The organism is Bradyrhizobium sp. CAR08, assembly GCF_052871955.1.
The window spans coordinates 19,224-33,101 of sequence record NZ_JBIXJX010000005.1; the positions used below are offsets into that span (position 1 = coordinate 19,224).

General features: G+C 62.1%; 12 protein-coding genes. 8 read left to right on the forward strand and 4 right to left on the reverse strand.

Going from position 1 to position 13,878, the window contains the following annotated elements:
* Positions 1–28: 28 nt before the first annotated feature.
* Both ACIPUD_RS12475 and ACIPUD_RS12480 read right to left on the reverse strand, forming a co-directional pair.
* On the reverse strand, positions 29–1,966 hold the full coding sequence (locus ACIPUD_RS12475) for an ATP-binding protein (protein ID WP_446480757.1): 1,938 nt from the start codon (positions 1,964–1,966) through the stop codon (positions 29–31).
* Positions 1,963–2,646, reverse strand: a complete 684-nt coding sequence (locus ACIPUD_RS12480; RefSeq protein ID WP_018453158.1) for a response regulator — start codon at positions 2,644–2,646, stop codon at positions 1,963–1,965. Before ACIPUD_RS12480 ends, ACIPUD_RS12475 begins: the two co-directional genes overlap by 4 nt.
* Before the next feature lie 404 nt (positions 2,647–3,050).
* Here ACIPUD_RS12480 and ACIPUD_RS12485 point away from each other — a divergent pair, with 404 nt between their 5' ends.
* Complete coding sequence (locus ACIPUD_RS12485; RefSeq protein WP_446480758.1) at positions 3,051–4,907, forward strand: caspase family protein; 1,857 nt, start codon at positions 3,051–3,053, stop codon at positions 4,905–4,907.
* Positions 4,908–4,947: 40 nt separating this feature from the next.
* Here the strand turns inward: ACIPUD_RS12485 and ACIPUD_RS12490 are convergent, their stop codons facing one another.
* Complete coding sequence (locus ACIPUD_RS12490; protein WP_026232472.1) at positions 4,948–5,181, reverse strand: hypothetical protein; 234 nt, start codon at positions 5,179–5,181, stop codon at positions 4,948–4,950.
* A 236-nt stretch (positions 5,182–5,417) separates the two neighbouring features.
* On the opposite strand from ACIPUD_RS12490, the gene ACIPUD_RS12495 reads away from it, so the two are divergent.
* From ACIPUD_RS12495 to ACIPUD_RS12515, 5 genes are all read left to right on the forward strand, one after another.
* Positions 5,418–6,083, forward strand: a complete 666-nt coding sequence (locus ACIPUD_RS12495) for a response regulator transcription factor (protein WP_018453161.1) — start codon at positions 5,418–5,420, stop codon at positions 6,081–6,083.
* On the forward strand, positions 6,080–7,501 hold the full coding sequence (locus tag ACIPUD_RS12500; protein ID WP_446480759.1) for a sensor histidine kinase: 1,422 nt from the start codon (positions 6,080–6,082) through the stop codon (positions 7,499–7,501). Before ACIPUD_RS12495 ends, ACIPUD_RS12500 begins: the two co-directional genes overlap by 4 nt.
* Before the next feature lie 87 nt (positions 7,502–7,588).
* Positions 7,589–8,665: an ABC transporter substrate-binding protein gene (locus ACIPUD_RS12505; protein ID WP_085350789.1), complete on the forward strand. Its 1,077-nt coding sequence runs from the start codon at positions 7,589–7,591 to the stop codon at positions 8,663–8,665.
* Positions 8,666–8,936: 271 nt separating this feature from the next.
* A complete protein-coding gene (gene tcuC, locus ACIPUD_RS12510) occupies positions 8,937–10,244 on the forward strand; it encodes an MFS transporter (RefSeq protein WP_018453164.1) in 1,308 nt (435 codons plus the stop codon).
* 77 nt (positions 10,245–10,321) lie between these two features.
* Positions 10,322–11,119 carry a substrate-binding domain-containing protein gene (locus ACIPUD_RS12515; RefSeq protein WP_018453165.1) on the forward strand — a complete coding sequence of 266 codons (798 nt, stop codon included), beginning with the start codon at positions 10,322–10,324 and terminating at the stop codon, positions 11,117–11,119.
* A 120-nt stretch (positions 11,120–11,239) separates the two neighbouring features.
* Here the strand turns inward: ACIPUD_RS12515 and ACIPUD_RS12520 are convergent, their stop codons facing one another.
* A complete protein-coding gene (locus tag ACIPUD_RS12520; RefSeq protein ID WP_143273402.1) occupies positions 11,240–11,419 on the reverse strand; it encodes a hypothetical protein in 180 nt (59 codons plus the stop codon).
* Between the two features lie 36 nt (positions 11,420–11,455).
* Here ACIPUD_RS12520 and ACIPUD_RS12525 point away from each other — a divergent pair, with 36 nt between their 5' ends.
* Both ACIPUD_RS12525 and ACIPUD_RS12530 read left to right on the forward strand, forming a co-directional pair.
* A complete protein-coding gene (locus ACIPUD_RS12525; protein WP_446480760.1) occupies positions 11,456–12,775 on the forward strand; it encodes an MFS transporter in 1,320 nt (439 codons plus the stop codon).
* A 62-nt stretch (positions 12,776–12,837) separates the two neighbouring features.
* Positions 12,838–13,875 (forward strand): isocitrate/isopropylmalate dehydrogenase family protein, encoded by a 1,038-nt coding sequence (locus ACIPUD_RS12530; RefSeq protein ID WP_377828950.1) that lies wholly within the window; start codon positions 12,838–12,840, stop codon positions 13,873–13,875.
* Positions 13,876–13,878 lie beyond the last annotated feature (3 nt).

Sequence of the window (13,878 nt, forward strand, 5' to 3'; positions counted from 1 at the left end):
CGTCCCACACGTTCGGAGAGGGGGCTTTTCAGCCGACGGCGGCACCGCTGTCGGGGAAAATCTGCGGCAATTGCAGCCGCACGCGCGTGCCTGAGGAATCCGAGCTCAGATCGAGCATCGCCCCGCAGCGCGCGGCACGGCTCCTCATGTTGCGAAGCCCCCGCGCGGTCTGGCCCGTGTCGGTGGCTCTGCCGCTGCCGACCGGCGCAGAACCGTTCGCAAAGCCCTTGCCATCATCCGCGACCTTGATCACACCGAACGGCCCCTGACCTTCGTCGACCGTCTCGATGGTGACCGCGATGCGGCGGGCCTGTGCGTGCTTGACCGCATTGGTCACGGCCTCGTCGAGGATGCGCACGATCTGGATGACATGCCATGGCCTGAGCTCGGGATGCAGCGGCAGCCCCTGCGGCGTGGCCACGTGCCAGTCGAGCGCGATGTCGTGCGGTCGCAATTGCGCGGTCGCTCGCTCGCGCCAGGAGCCGAGTGCGAGCATCAGGTCGCCGCCGATGTCGTCCATGGAGTCGATGACGAGGCGGAGGTCCTTCAGCGCCGCACGGGCAGCGTCGGTGATGGTCGCGCCCTCGTGCCCGCGCTCGGACAGTGCCACGATGCTGATGAGCTGGCCGCCGAGGCCGTCATGCAGGTCGCGCATCAGCCGCGTGCGCTCATTGGCGAGCGCGGCTGCCCTTGCGCGCTCCTCCTCGCGGGCAAAGCTCGCCTTCAGCCGCTCCTCGGCCTCACGTACGCGCGTCACGAGCTGGTCGGCAAAGCTGTCGACCTGGTTCAGCGCGCGCGCGAACCGCCAGGTCAAGCCGGCGCCGATCGCGACCAGCATCGCCGAGTAGGACAGGCGCGAGAGGAAGATGCGCTCGTCGGTCACGATCTCGAACACCGACAGCATGTCGTGGACCCAGCAGATCAGCACGATGGTCACCGCGCAGCCGAGCGTGAAGCTTGCCGCGTCCTGCCGCCGCACCACCGCGGCAGCGGTGACGCAGGCCATCAGGAGCAGGCAGAGACCGACGGTAGGAATGCCAAGCAGGAGAAACAGAATGCGCGGCAGCGGCGGGCCGGCGATCAGTCCGACGCCGAACACGACGAGCCCCGGCGCGAACAGCAGCATGCCGTAGCGCGGCCAGCGCCAGCCGAAGAACAGCACGCCGAAGACGACGACCAGGGCGCTCTCGATCGGTGCGGACGCGAGCAATACCGCGGCGAGCCGGGACGTGTTGAGGGGGGGCACCGGTGGCGGCGCAAAGGCCTGCACTACGCCGAGTACCATCGCCGCGGCCAGCACGCCGTAAACCGGCTCGCGGCGGCGCATCAGCCACATGATCGCCAGGATGACGGCGAGGATCGACTGCCAGGCGGAGAACACCACGGGCAACGTGACGAACATCAGCGTGCGTGTCTCGTAGGCCGGCCGCAAGGCCGCATCCGGCCCGACATAGACGGTGTCGAGAAAGCCCTTGAGCGGTCCCCAAACCAACAGCCGTGCCGCGATCTCGTTCGCGCCCTCGCGCAGCAGCGAGGACGGGATCGCCCCGATCTGCGGAGTGTTGCGGTCGGGCCGGTTGGCGTTGGCATCGCGTCGGGAATCCAGGATGACGACGCCGTTGATTGAGACTTCCACCGCGTTGCTGAAGCGCGGCAGGAATACCGACCATCCCGACGCGACATCGCCGCGGCGGAACGTGAAGGCGCCGGTGTAGAGCGGCGGGTCGGCCAGGGAATAGCGTGACGACGTGAAATGCGGCAGCGTCACGGGACGTGCCACGCCGTCCTCGCGCAGCGAGAATTCGCTCAGCGCAAAGTCGTCGGGGTCGCTGGGCTGGAGCAGCCGCAGCCCGAGGACGGTCGCGACCACTATCAGCGCCTGCAGCAGCAGATAGGGCACGAGACGCGAGACCAGCAGCCGGCGCCGCCCGGGTTTGACCGGTGCCTTGGCCACGATCTCGCTCACAGCTTGATCAGGCCCTGCTGCACCGCTTCGAACACCGCTTCGCTGCGGGTGTGCACTTCGAGCTTGCGATAGATGTTCTTGATGTGGCCGGGCACGGTCTGCCGGGACAGGCCGAGATGGCTTGCGATCTCGGCGTAGCTGAAACCTTTGGCAATGCCCCAGAGGATGTCGATCTCGCGTGGGGTGAGCCTTGCGGTGTTGAGCGCGGGGCCCGGCGGAGGCTCGGCCGCATTCTGCGCGGAACCTTGCGTCCTGCGCACGATGAAGCGGGCGATCGAGGCCGAGATCGGCGAATGGCCGGCGACAAGATCGCGCACGGTGGTGGCGATATCAGTGGGGAACGCATCCTTCAGGAGATAGCCGGTGGCGCCAACCGTGATCGCGGAGATCACACTTTCTTCGTCGCCGAGCGCCGAGATCACCATGATCTCGGTGTCGGGAAAGCGTTGCCTTGTCTCGCGGATCAGCTCGACGCCGTGGCCGTCGGGCAGCCGCAGATCGGTGAGCAGCACGCGCGGCACAGCCGCGCTCAGCGCCGAACGAGCCTCTCCCAGCGTACCGGCGCTTCGCACCTCGTAGCCGGCCTTGACCAGCGCGTCCTGGAGCCGCCAGCAGGTCGGCGCGTCGTCCTCGACGAGGAGGATGGTGATGGCTTCACCCGTCTCGCCCTGTTCGGTCATGATCATCGTCGTCCTGCACCGCGTGTCCCCCGCGGCGCAGGGCCAAGTTTAGCCGCGGTGCGGGCGCCGCGACACCCATAATCATGGTGTCGCAAGGCATGGTCTGGCGTTCCCGACGCGATGCCTACTGCTTCGTCGCACTGGCTCGTCCGGCGGCATGGGCGGGCCCGGCAGTCGCTGCACCAGATGCGCGCGGTACCGGCATTGTTCTTGTAGAACTGCTGATACGGCTCCTTGATCACGTCGAGCTTCGTCGGCCGCAGTCATGCCGCCGGAGGTTTGGCCTGACGCCCACGGCGGCACCGGGAAGTGAGATAGGCCACAGACGGGTTGACTTACGGGAGGAGACCCTCGAAATCATCCCGGAGCCAGCCTAGGGCCCTTGACGGATTGAAGCCTGCACCATGGTCGGATTGATCCTCCCGGCTCCGATGTCACGCCTGCAGCGTCTGGCCGGCCGTGTTGCGCTGGCGATTGCTCTGATGCTGGCAGCGGCGACGACCGCGCCGGCCGACAAGCGAGTGGCGCTGGTCCTTGGTGTGTCCAACTACCAGAGCGTCGCGCGGCTGGCCAATCCTGACAACGACGCCGCCGCCATCAGCGACGTGTTCAAGCGGATGGGGTTCGATATCGTGGAGCTTCGCCGCGATCTCGGCGTCATCGAGATGCGGCGGGCGGTGCGCGATTTTGCTGCGGTTGCCGCGGATTCCGACATGGCCGTGGTCTATTACGCCGGTCACGGCATCGAGGTGAACGGCGCGAATTTCCTGATTCCGGCAGATGCCAGGCTGCAGAGCGATTTCGACGTCGAGGACGAGGCGGTTCCGCTGGACCGGATTCTCCAGGCGATAAATCCGGCGAAGCGGCTGCGGCTCGTCATCCTCGATGCCTGCCGCGACAATCCGTTTGCAGAGCGGATGACACGCAGTGTCGCCACGCGTTCGATGGGCCGCGGCCTCGCCAAGATCGAGCCCGCCACGGCGGATACGCTGATTGCGTTCGCCGCCAAGGCCGGCGCGGTCGCCGGCGACGGCGACGGTGCGCACAGCCCGTTTGCGACCGCGCTCCTCAATCATTTGGCGACATCGGGCCTCGACCTTCGCCTGACGCTTGGCCGGGTTCGCGACGAGGTGCTCAAGAGCACGGGGCGGCGGCAGGAGCCCTTCGTCTACGGATCGCTCGGCGGCGACACCGTGGCGCTGGTGCCGCCGGTTGCACCGCCGATCGATCCGAACGCGGGAGCCCGGCGGGATTATGAGCTTGCAGCGCAGGCCGGCACCAAGCAGGCCTGGCTTTCCTTTCTCGCCGTTCATGCCACCGGCATCTATGCCAACTTTGCGCATGCGGCGCTCGACAAGCTCGAGGCCGCAGAAAAAATCAGCGAAAACGCCGATGCCGTACAGCGGCAGGCCGAGCAGCAGGTCCGGCAGAAGAGCGACGATTTCAGGAAACAGATCGAGGAGCAGGCGGCGCGTGAGACGGAACGGGCCACGCAGCAGATCTCCGAGCAGGCCCGGCGCGATCTGGAGAAGGAGCGCCAACGCATCGCCGAGCAGGCCAAGCGCGAGCTCGACGATGCCCGGCGGCAGGTTGCGGAGGCGCGCCGGCAGGCGGAGGACGCGGCCCTTCAGGTCGAGCAGGCGATGAAGCAGGCCGCGCTGGAGGCGCAGCAACAGATCGAGGCGGCGAAGCGCGAGGCAGACCGGCGCGAGAAGGAGCGCCAGGCTACGCTTGCCGCTCTGACCCCGCCCGCCGCGCCCGCTGCTGCTCTCGCCGTGGCGCCGACTAGCGTGCCAGCGATGGATCCTGCGGACATCGCCCGCTTGCTCCAGGCGCACCTGAAGCGTGTCGGTTGCGATCCCGGTGCCGCCGATGGCGCCTGGACTGCACCGTCGCAAAAGGCGCTCGACAGCTTCAACAGATATGCCGGTACGAAATTCGACGTGAAGGTCGCAAGCCTCGACGCGCTCGATGCGGTGCGCGCCCGGCCCGATCGCATCTGCCCGCTGGTTTGTGCGAGGGGGCAAAAGGCGGTTGGCGACCGCTGCGTCCAGATCGTCTGTGACAACAAATTCGTGCTGGACGCCCAGGGCGTGTGCCAGTGCGTCCCGATCCGTCGCCCCAGAAACCAAAGGCGGTGTCCCGCCACGAACCGAGCCCGCGCGCGCCGTCTGCTCCGGCCAGCAGCGAGGGCGGCAAATGTCATACCTATGGCGGAAAACAGTACTGCCAGTGATGCGGCGTTGCTCGCCCTGGGTTGACGGGGTGGCGAGATCCTCGCGTCCGTCCAGGATGGCCCCTCTACGAAGCCTCTGCCCGCGGCGGCGGATATCGCCGGGCCAGCGCCGACAACGGCAAGTGTCGCTCGCCCTCAGGTAGCTCGAGATAGGCGAGCACGAGCGGCCGTTTCCAGTCACCGACGCCGAAATCCATCGCCATCCATTTCTGCGGTTCGGGGCCCTCAAGACCGCGCACCCAGACGAAATAGCGGGGGAGATCGTCGGCTTCCGTTTCCGTCACGCGTCTCCTGGCCATCAAAGCTGCTCGCTGTATCGTTACGTGTTGCCACACGATATGGGGACTGGCCTGGCAAAGTCGAACCGTCGAGGGAGGGGATGCCGGGAAGCACGCGGCCCTCTCCTGGCGAAGTGTCCGAAGGATGCGAGCCGTACATCCGCGAGGAAGCTCCGATTTGATCTTTCGATACTGTCCTTCTAGCCTCACGGTGACGTCTCCCGCGCACGGGTGGTGCGAACGCAAGGGTTTGTTCAGTGAGGATTCTGATTGTCGAGGACGATGCCGCCATGGCGCGCGGCCTTGCCGAGCGGCTCAAGCTGTCCGGGTTCGCCGTCGATATCGAGTCTGACGGGGCTTCGGCGGCGCAGACCGCCTTGCTGGAACCCTACAGCCTCATCATTCTGGACATCAACTTGCCGAACGTGTCGGGTTTCGGCGTCCTGCACAAGATACGGCAAGCCGGGTCGACCGTTCCGGTCATGATTCTGACTGCCCGTTACGCGACCGGCGATAAGGTCAGCGGGCTCGATCTCGGCGCTGACGATTATCTCTCCAAGCCATTTGATATCGCCGAATTTGATGCCCGCGTTCGCGCGCTCGTGAGAAGGGGACAGGGGCTTCCAAATCCAACCTTGATCTGTGGCCCGCTCGCGTTCGACCGCGCCGCGGGCACGATTACACTGAGCGGCCGGCCGCTTGAATTGCGACGGCGCGAGTTTGCCGTGCTGGAAGTGCTGATGACCCGCGCCGGCAAAGTCGTCTCCAAGGAGCGCCTGATCGCGGAGGTATTTGGCTTCGACGAGGCGGTAGCGCCGAACGCGGCGGAACTCTACGTTGGTCGCGTTCGCCAGAAACTCGGTCCTGACGGGCCGCGGATCCGAACCGTCCGCGGGCTAGGCTATCTGCTGGAGGTACAGTGATCGCCACCTGGCGGCCGTCGTTGAGGCGAACGCTCCTCACCAATCTGGTGGCGCCCGCCATTGTATTGGCGATGGTGCTTGGAATCGGCGGTATGTTGCTGATCCAGCGCGTTGTGCAGACAGTTCATGACCGGTTGCTCGATGGGTCGGTTCTCGCCATCGCCGAACGCGTCGGCGTGGAAGATGGCGAACTGACGGTCGACTTGCCGCAGGTTGCGCTCGGCATGCTGGAAAGCCAGTCGCACGACAGCATCTATTACAGCGTGACTTACCTCGGCGAATTGATCACCGGTTACAAGGATCTTCCACTATCCGGCTTCGATCGATTGAAGGCTGGCGAAACCGGCCATCGCGATGGCGCGTATCGCGGCAAAACGGTTCGTATCGGCGCGCAGGCGCGGCAGGTCTACGGCAGGCCGGAGCTGGTCCTCGTCGCAGTGGCCGAAACGGTGCAGGCGCGCCGCGTCGTCGAACGTGAAATGCTGATCGGACTGGCGATGCTCGAGGCCGGGTTGATTAGCCTCATCGCTTGCCTCGGCTGGTACGCCGTCGATCGAGGCCTGAGGCCGCTTGGCGAACTCAAGCAAGAAATCGACGCGCGCGGTATTCAGGGCGGTCCAAATCTCAGTCCGCTCGACCTTTCCCGGGTGCCGCAGGAAGCTTTAGCACCGGCGCTCGCGGTAAATTCCCTGCTACAGCGGCTGGATCTGGCCATCGGACTGGTGCGCCGATTCACAGCCGATGCCTCGCATCAGATGCGAACCCCATTGGCGATACTGCGGACGCATCTCGATCTGGTGCGACGCCTGGGGTCGGAAACGCCGGCGGGCCAATCTGCCCTCGACGAGGTCGATAACGCCATCAACCGCCTTGAACGGCTGCTCGGGCAGCTCGTGACACTGGCACGGGCCGACGAGCAGAACATTGCGCAACCGGCCGCGGAGAACGTTGACCTGAATGAGGTCGCCTTCAATGTCCTGTCGGAGCGTGCCCCACAGGCTTTCGCGAACGACATCGACGTCCAGTTCGATCGATCCGACTGTCCCGCGGTCATCGCCGGCAATACGGTCCTGATTAGCGAATTGCTGGCAAACCTGATCGACAATGCGATCCGCTACAACCGCCCCGGGGGGATGGTCCTGGTTCGCGCGGTTGTTGACGCCACGACCGCGCGAATTGAAGTCGAGGATACCGGTCCGGGAATTCCGGAGGCCCATCGGGCCCGCGTTTTCGAGCGTTTTTATCGGATTCCGATGGCGAACGGCCCTGCAGGCAGTGGTCTTGGACTAGCCATCGTGAAAGCCTTGTCGGACCGTCTCGGGGCCCAAATCGTGCTTGCACCTGGCCCGGAAGGCCGGGGTCTGCGGGTTTCCGTGAGCTTTCCTCTTGCCAAGCGTGATGGTGAAAGCTCAAGTTGAGGCCGGATTGTGCGCTGCCGTACGAATGGCTGCGGTCCTGAACAAACTGAAGTCCGCAAAGCGGCTCATGGACGAGGAAACGTCACGATGGCGGCTGCCAAAGCCTTGGCCTTGTGCGTTGGGATCTTGCTGACGTGGCCTGCCATGTCGGAGCAGGCGCAGCTCGGCCCTCTCAAAGGGCAAGCATCCGCTATCGCCGGAGCTCGAGAGCAGCTCAACATCGTATCGACGACCCAGGACGCGGACGTCGCCGACTTGCTTGCCGATTTCCGGGCAAGTCATCCGGACATCGAGATCGTCCATACAAAGATCAACTCGAACGATATCTACAATCAAGTCGTGGATCCCTCGACCTCCAGCGCAGCACCCGGAGACATTGTCTGGAGCTCCGCGATGGATCTGCAGATCAAGCTCGTCAATGACGGCTATGCTCAACCCTATGTCTCGAAGGAAATTGCGCATATCCCGGATTGGGCCATCTGGAAAGACGAAGCCTATGCCATCACGGCGGAGCCGATTGTCATTGTTTATAACAAGAACCTCGTTGCGGAGTCCGATGTACCCCGAACCCGCACTGACCTGAAGAGCCTTCTAAGCCGAAAGCCTGACATCTATCGAGGTAAGATCGCAACCTATGACCCGGAGCAGAGCGGGACCGGTTTCCTGTTCATCACGCGCGATGCCGGAATCACCAGGACAACGTGGGATTTGGTCCGTGCGTTTGGCAGCGCCGGTATCAAGCTCTATTCGACCACCGGAACGGTGCTTGATCGGATTTCATCCGGCGAACATCTGCTCGCCTACAATATGATAGGGTCTTACGCGATCGAACGGGCCAAGGAAGATGCCTCTATCGGAATCGTGTTTCCTGCCGACTACATCACCTTGATGTCGCGAATAGCCTTTATACCCGTCACCGCGCCCCACCCGGAATCCGCGAAATTGTTTCTTGATTACCTGCTTTCAGAACGCGGCCAGAAATTTCTCCTGGCCCGGTCAGTCGGTCCTGTGCGCCTCGGTCTCGGCGCGGAAGGCGTGATACCTGCGGATCGCAGCGGCGCAGTCAAGCCGATCCATATTGGTGCAGAATTGCTCACCTATCTCGATCAATCGAAACGAGCGAGCTTCCTCAAAGAGTGGCGCCGCGCGTTGCAGGATCGATAGAAATCCAGGGATCTGGATTTCAGACGGAATAACATCCGAGAGAAGCCCCCCATATCTGCCGGCTCATCAAGCGCGTCGTCTTCAAACCGATTTTCTTGCGGAGTGCGGCAGCGACAGGTTGGTGACAGGCAGCTGATATACGATGAGGCAGCAATCGTAGCTTGAACGATCGCTCCTCGCGTATCGGTCAATCCGGCCGCGATCAAGTTTGCAACACCTGCAAGACGGGTGAACAAGACAAAAAAACATAAACGATAAAAGGGAGGACGGCATGACGGTTACCACCGGACAGTCGAAGCTTGGCATGGTGCTCCGCGTCACCAGTGGCAACTTTCTTGAGATGTTCGACTTCTTTCTGTCGGGCGTCTACGCGTCGTACATCGCCAAGGCATTCTTCCCACTCGAAAATGAATACGCGTCACTGCTGCTGACCTTCGTTGCGTTTGGCGCAGGCTTTCTGATGCGCCCGCTCGGCGCCATCATCCTCGGCGCCTACGTGGATCGGATCGGCCGGCGCCAAGGCCTGATCGTTACACTGTCGATCATGGCTGCCGGCACGGTGCTCATCGCGTTCGTGCCAAGTTACGCAACCATTGGCATATTGGCCCCGATCCTCGTCTTGATCGGACGCCTGCTGCAAGGCTTCTCGGCTGGCGTCGAGCTTGGTGGGGTTTCCGTCTATCTCTCGGAAATGGCCACACCGGGAAAGAAGGGTTTTTACGCCAGCTGGCAATCGGCAAGTCAACAGGTCGCGATCATCGTCTCGGCCTCGCTGGGTTTCGCTCTCAATGCATGGCTTGCACCGGCGCAGCTTGACGATTGGGGCTGGCGTATTCCGTTCTTCATCGGCTGCCTGATCGTTCCTTTCGTATTCTTCATTCGACGCTCGCTGCAGGAAACCGATGAATTCCTGGCGCGGAAGCATCATCCGACACCCCGCGAGATCTATCGCTCCATCCTCGCAAACTGGAGCATTGTGCTTGCCGGGATGATGATGGTGATCATGACCACGGTGTCGTTCTACCTCATTACCGTCTACACGCCGACATTCGGCAAATCGGTCCTCAAGCTGACCGCGGCCGATGGCCTGATCGTGACGATTTGCGTGGGAATATCGAACTTCATCTGGCTTCCCATCATGGGCTCGTTGTCCGATCGGATTGGTCGTCGGCCGATCCTCATCGCCTTTTCGACTTTGGCATTTCTGACTGCATATCCCGCGCTTTCCTGGTTGGCCGCAGGCCCGACGTTCCCGAAGATGCTGACGGTCCTACTTTGGTTGTCTTTCATCTACGCCAGCTACAACGGCGCGATGATCGTCGCATTGACCGAAGTCATGCCGGTGGGTGTACGAACGTCGGGATTCTCCCTCGCATATAGTCTGGCAACGACGTTCGGCGGGTTTACGGCAGCGATCTGCACCTGGCTGATCGCTGCCACTGGTGACAATGCGTCGCCGGGATATTGGATGAGCGCGGCAGCGCTCTGTGGTCTGGCCGGGACGTACCTCGTTTACAGGCCGCAACAACGACGCGCGCTATCCGGCGCCAATTCGGTCGAGACGGTGATAGGGACGTGACCACCAAAGTGCTCGATGACGTCGACCGTCATCGAGCAAGCACAGTCCTCGAATAATTGCATCGAAGGAAATTGCCGATGAGCGTGACGATCGTCGTGCGCAGGCGAGTTGCGCTAAGCTTGCTGATTGTCTTGGCGGCCGCGGCTGGAATCGCCAAGGCGTCCGAAGTCAGGGTCATGATCTCGGGAGGCTTGGCGACGCCTTATAAGGAGCTCGTACCGCAATTTGAACGCGCGACGGGAAATACGGTCGTCACGGCCTATGGCCCCTCGATGGGAACGACGGAGAACGCCATCCCCGTGCGACTGGCACGCGGCGAGGCGGCGGACGTGCTCATCATGGTCGGCGACGCGCTTGGCGAGATGATCGAGCAGGGCAGGGCGGTCAGAACCAGCCGCGTCGACCTGGTACGCTCGCCGATCGGGATCGCGGTACGCGCCGGAACGCCAAAGCCTGATATCGGTACTCCTGACGCATTGAAGCAGGCACTGTTGAACGCGAAGTCAGTTGCATACTCCGACAGCGCCAGCGGCGTCTATGTGGGCACCGAGCTGTTCAAGCGTCTCGGGATCGCCGCCGAGATGAAGGACAAGGCCAAAATGATTCCGGCGGAGCCGGTCGCGAGTGTTGTTGCACGCGGTGACGCCGAACTCGGCTTTCAACAGATCAGTGAACTTCTGCCGATCGCTGGAGCCGACCTTGTCGGGCCGCTCCCGCCAGACGTCCAGAAAATCACGATCTTTTCTGCAGGCATAACCTCCGGTGCCAGTCAGCCGGAAGCCGGACGGGCCCTGATTGCCTTCCTCGCTTCCGCTGCTGCTGCTCCGGCCCTGAAAAAAGCGGGTCTCGATCCCTTTGCAGCATCGGAGAAATAGACCGCTTCAGATCTGCGCGAGGCGGACGATTCCAGCGAAGGGGGACTTGATAATGAAGCAGTATCTCAACAGCTTCGGCGCACGCCAGACACTTGTCGTCGGTGCAAAGAGCTACGCCTACTATTCGCTTGCCGCAGCGGAAAAGAATGGCCTTCCCAGCATCTCCAGAAGCTCGCGATCGAGATCCGCGAGTCCGATGGTGCGAATAAGGCCATCATACCCTTGACCTGCCGCATCGATACGCTCGACGAGCTCGAATATTTCCGCAACGGCGGAATTTTTCAATACGTCCTGCGCCAACTCGCTGCCTGACCGTCAACCCGAAACGAGGACGCCATGCCAACGAATTCCGCGCCGCTACCGAGGATCGAAGCGGAAACCATGCGCCGCATTACATGGCGCCTGCTTCCGTTTTTCATGGTGTGCTATTTCATTTCATACGTTGACCGCGTCAATGCCGGGTTTGCGGCCCTGCAAATGAACAAGGATCTGGGCCTGACGCAGGCTGCCTTCGGGGCGGGCGGGGCGCTGTTCTATATCGCCTACATTCTTTTCGAGGTCCCCAGTAATCTGGCGATGCAGAAAGTTGGCGCGCGGATCTGGATCGCGCGCATTATGATCACATGGGGGATAGTCGGTATTCTCTCCGCTTTTGCGGTAGGGCCGATTACTTTTTATCTGAGCCGCTTCTTGTTGGGTGCAGCGGAGGCCGGGTTCTTTCCTGGTGTGATCCTGTATCTGACCTTCTGGTTTCCGGCGGCCTATCGCGCACGGATCGTTGCGGTTTTCATGGTGGCGATACCGCTATCGAGCTTTTTGGGATCGCCAATATCCGGCGCTTTGCTGGCGATGGATGGCGTGCTCGGCCTTCGTGGTTGGCAATGGCTTTTCATCGTTGAAGCCATTCCGGCCGTCCTGCTCGGCCTGGTCTCGTTCTTCGGGCTTCCGAACAAACCCGCTGATGCAAAATGGCTCGAGCCGGAGGCGCGCAATTGGCTCGACGCGCGCCTGCAGTCGGAACGATCGATGGCGAAGCAGGTCGGCCACATGTCGCTGTGGCAAATTCTGACCAACAAATATGTGCTCATCCTCGGTTTGATCTATGCGGGAAGCTCGGCCACGAGCAACGCGTTGTCGCTGTGGCAGCCTCAGATCGTGAAATCGTTCGGGATGTCCAACATGGAGACCGGCTTCCTGAATGCCATCCCATTTGGCATCGCCTCCGTTGCGATGATCTTTTGGGGAAGATATTCGGACAGGTCGAACGCCCATGCCCAAAACACCGCAATACCACTTGCGTTATGCGCAACGGCGCTGCTTGCGACCATGCTCACGAGCTCATTGCCCGTGACGCTTGCTATTATGAGCGTGGTCTTGATCGGTAATTATTCGATCAAGGGACCATTCTGGGCCCTGGCGACTGGGACACTCTCTCCGGCAACTGCTGCGGCCGGAATTGCCGGCATCAATACCCTGTCGCACATCGGCACTTCTGGCGCGGTGTGGCTGCTCGGCGTCATTAAGGAGGCGACGGGTAGCTTCCCCATGGCCTTGATACCGCTGGCTTTGCTTCAAATCGCCGGGATCATCGCGGTGCTTTGGATCAGCAAGCAGGAAACGCTACCCGCCACCTCCGCCGCAAGCCCCGTACATTGAGTGCAAGGCAGCATGTCTGACATTCACAAAACCCCGCGGCTCTCATCTTCGAGGACATAGTAATGCCTGCTCAATCCAAAACGAAGCGGCCCGCTACGCTCATTCCAGGCGATGGTATCGGCCCCGAGATCGTGAAATCGGCCGTCGACATTCTCGAAGCGCTCGGCTCTCCATTCGAATGGGACATCCAGCAGGGTGGCCTGGCCGCGATCGAGGAAAGCCGTGATCCGCTGCCGCAGGCGACGCTGGACAGCATCCGACGTACGCGGCTCGCCCTGAAGGGCCCGCTAACGACGCCGGTGGGGGGAGGATTCCGCTCGATCAATGTTCGTCTGCGCGAAGAATTCGGCCTTTACGCCAATTTGCGGCCGGTTCGAAGCATGGTTCCCGGAGGACGATTCGACGAAATCGATATCGTGCTGGTTCGCGAGAACCTCGGCGGGCTCTATGTCGCTTTCGAACACTATATTCCAATTGGGGAAGATCCGCACGCGGTCGCCATTTCGACCGGGGTCAATACGCGTGAAGGATCGCGCAAGATCATCGAATTCGCATTCGACTACGCGCTCAAGAACGGTCGCAAGAAGGTGACCGTCGTGCACAAGGCCAACGTGCTGAAGGCGCTGACCGGCATCTTTCTCGAGGTCGGTCACGAGGTTGCAAAGAAGTACGAGGGCAGGGTCAAGATGGACGATCGCATCGTCGATGCCACGGCGATGCAGCTCGTCATGAATCCCTGGCAGTTCGATGTCATCGTCACTACCAATTTGTTCGGTGACATCCTGTCAGATCAGCTCGCCGGTCTGGTCGGCGGCCTCGGCATGGCGCCCGGCGCCAACATCGGTCCGGATACGGCGATCTTCGAGGCCGTGCACGGCTCGGCACCGGATATTGCCGGCAAGGGAATCGCCAATCCGCTCGCTTTATTGCTGGCGGTCGGGCTGATGCTGGAGCACATTGATCAGCCTGATCTCGCAAACCGTCTTAGAACGGCAATTGATCAGGTCTTGCGCGAGGACGGCGTTCGCACGCCCGATCTGGGCGGCAAAGCGTCCACTGGCGACTTCACTCAAAGCATCATCCGTCGATTGGGAGGGTAAGCA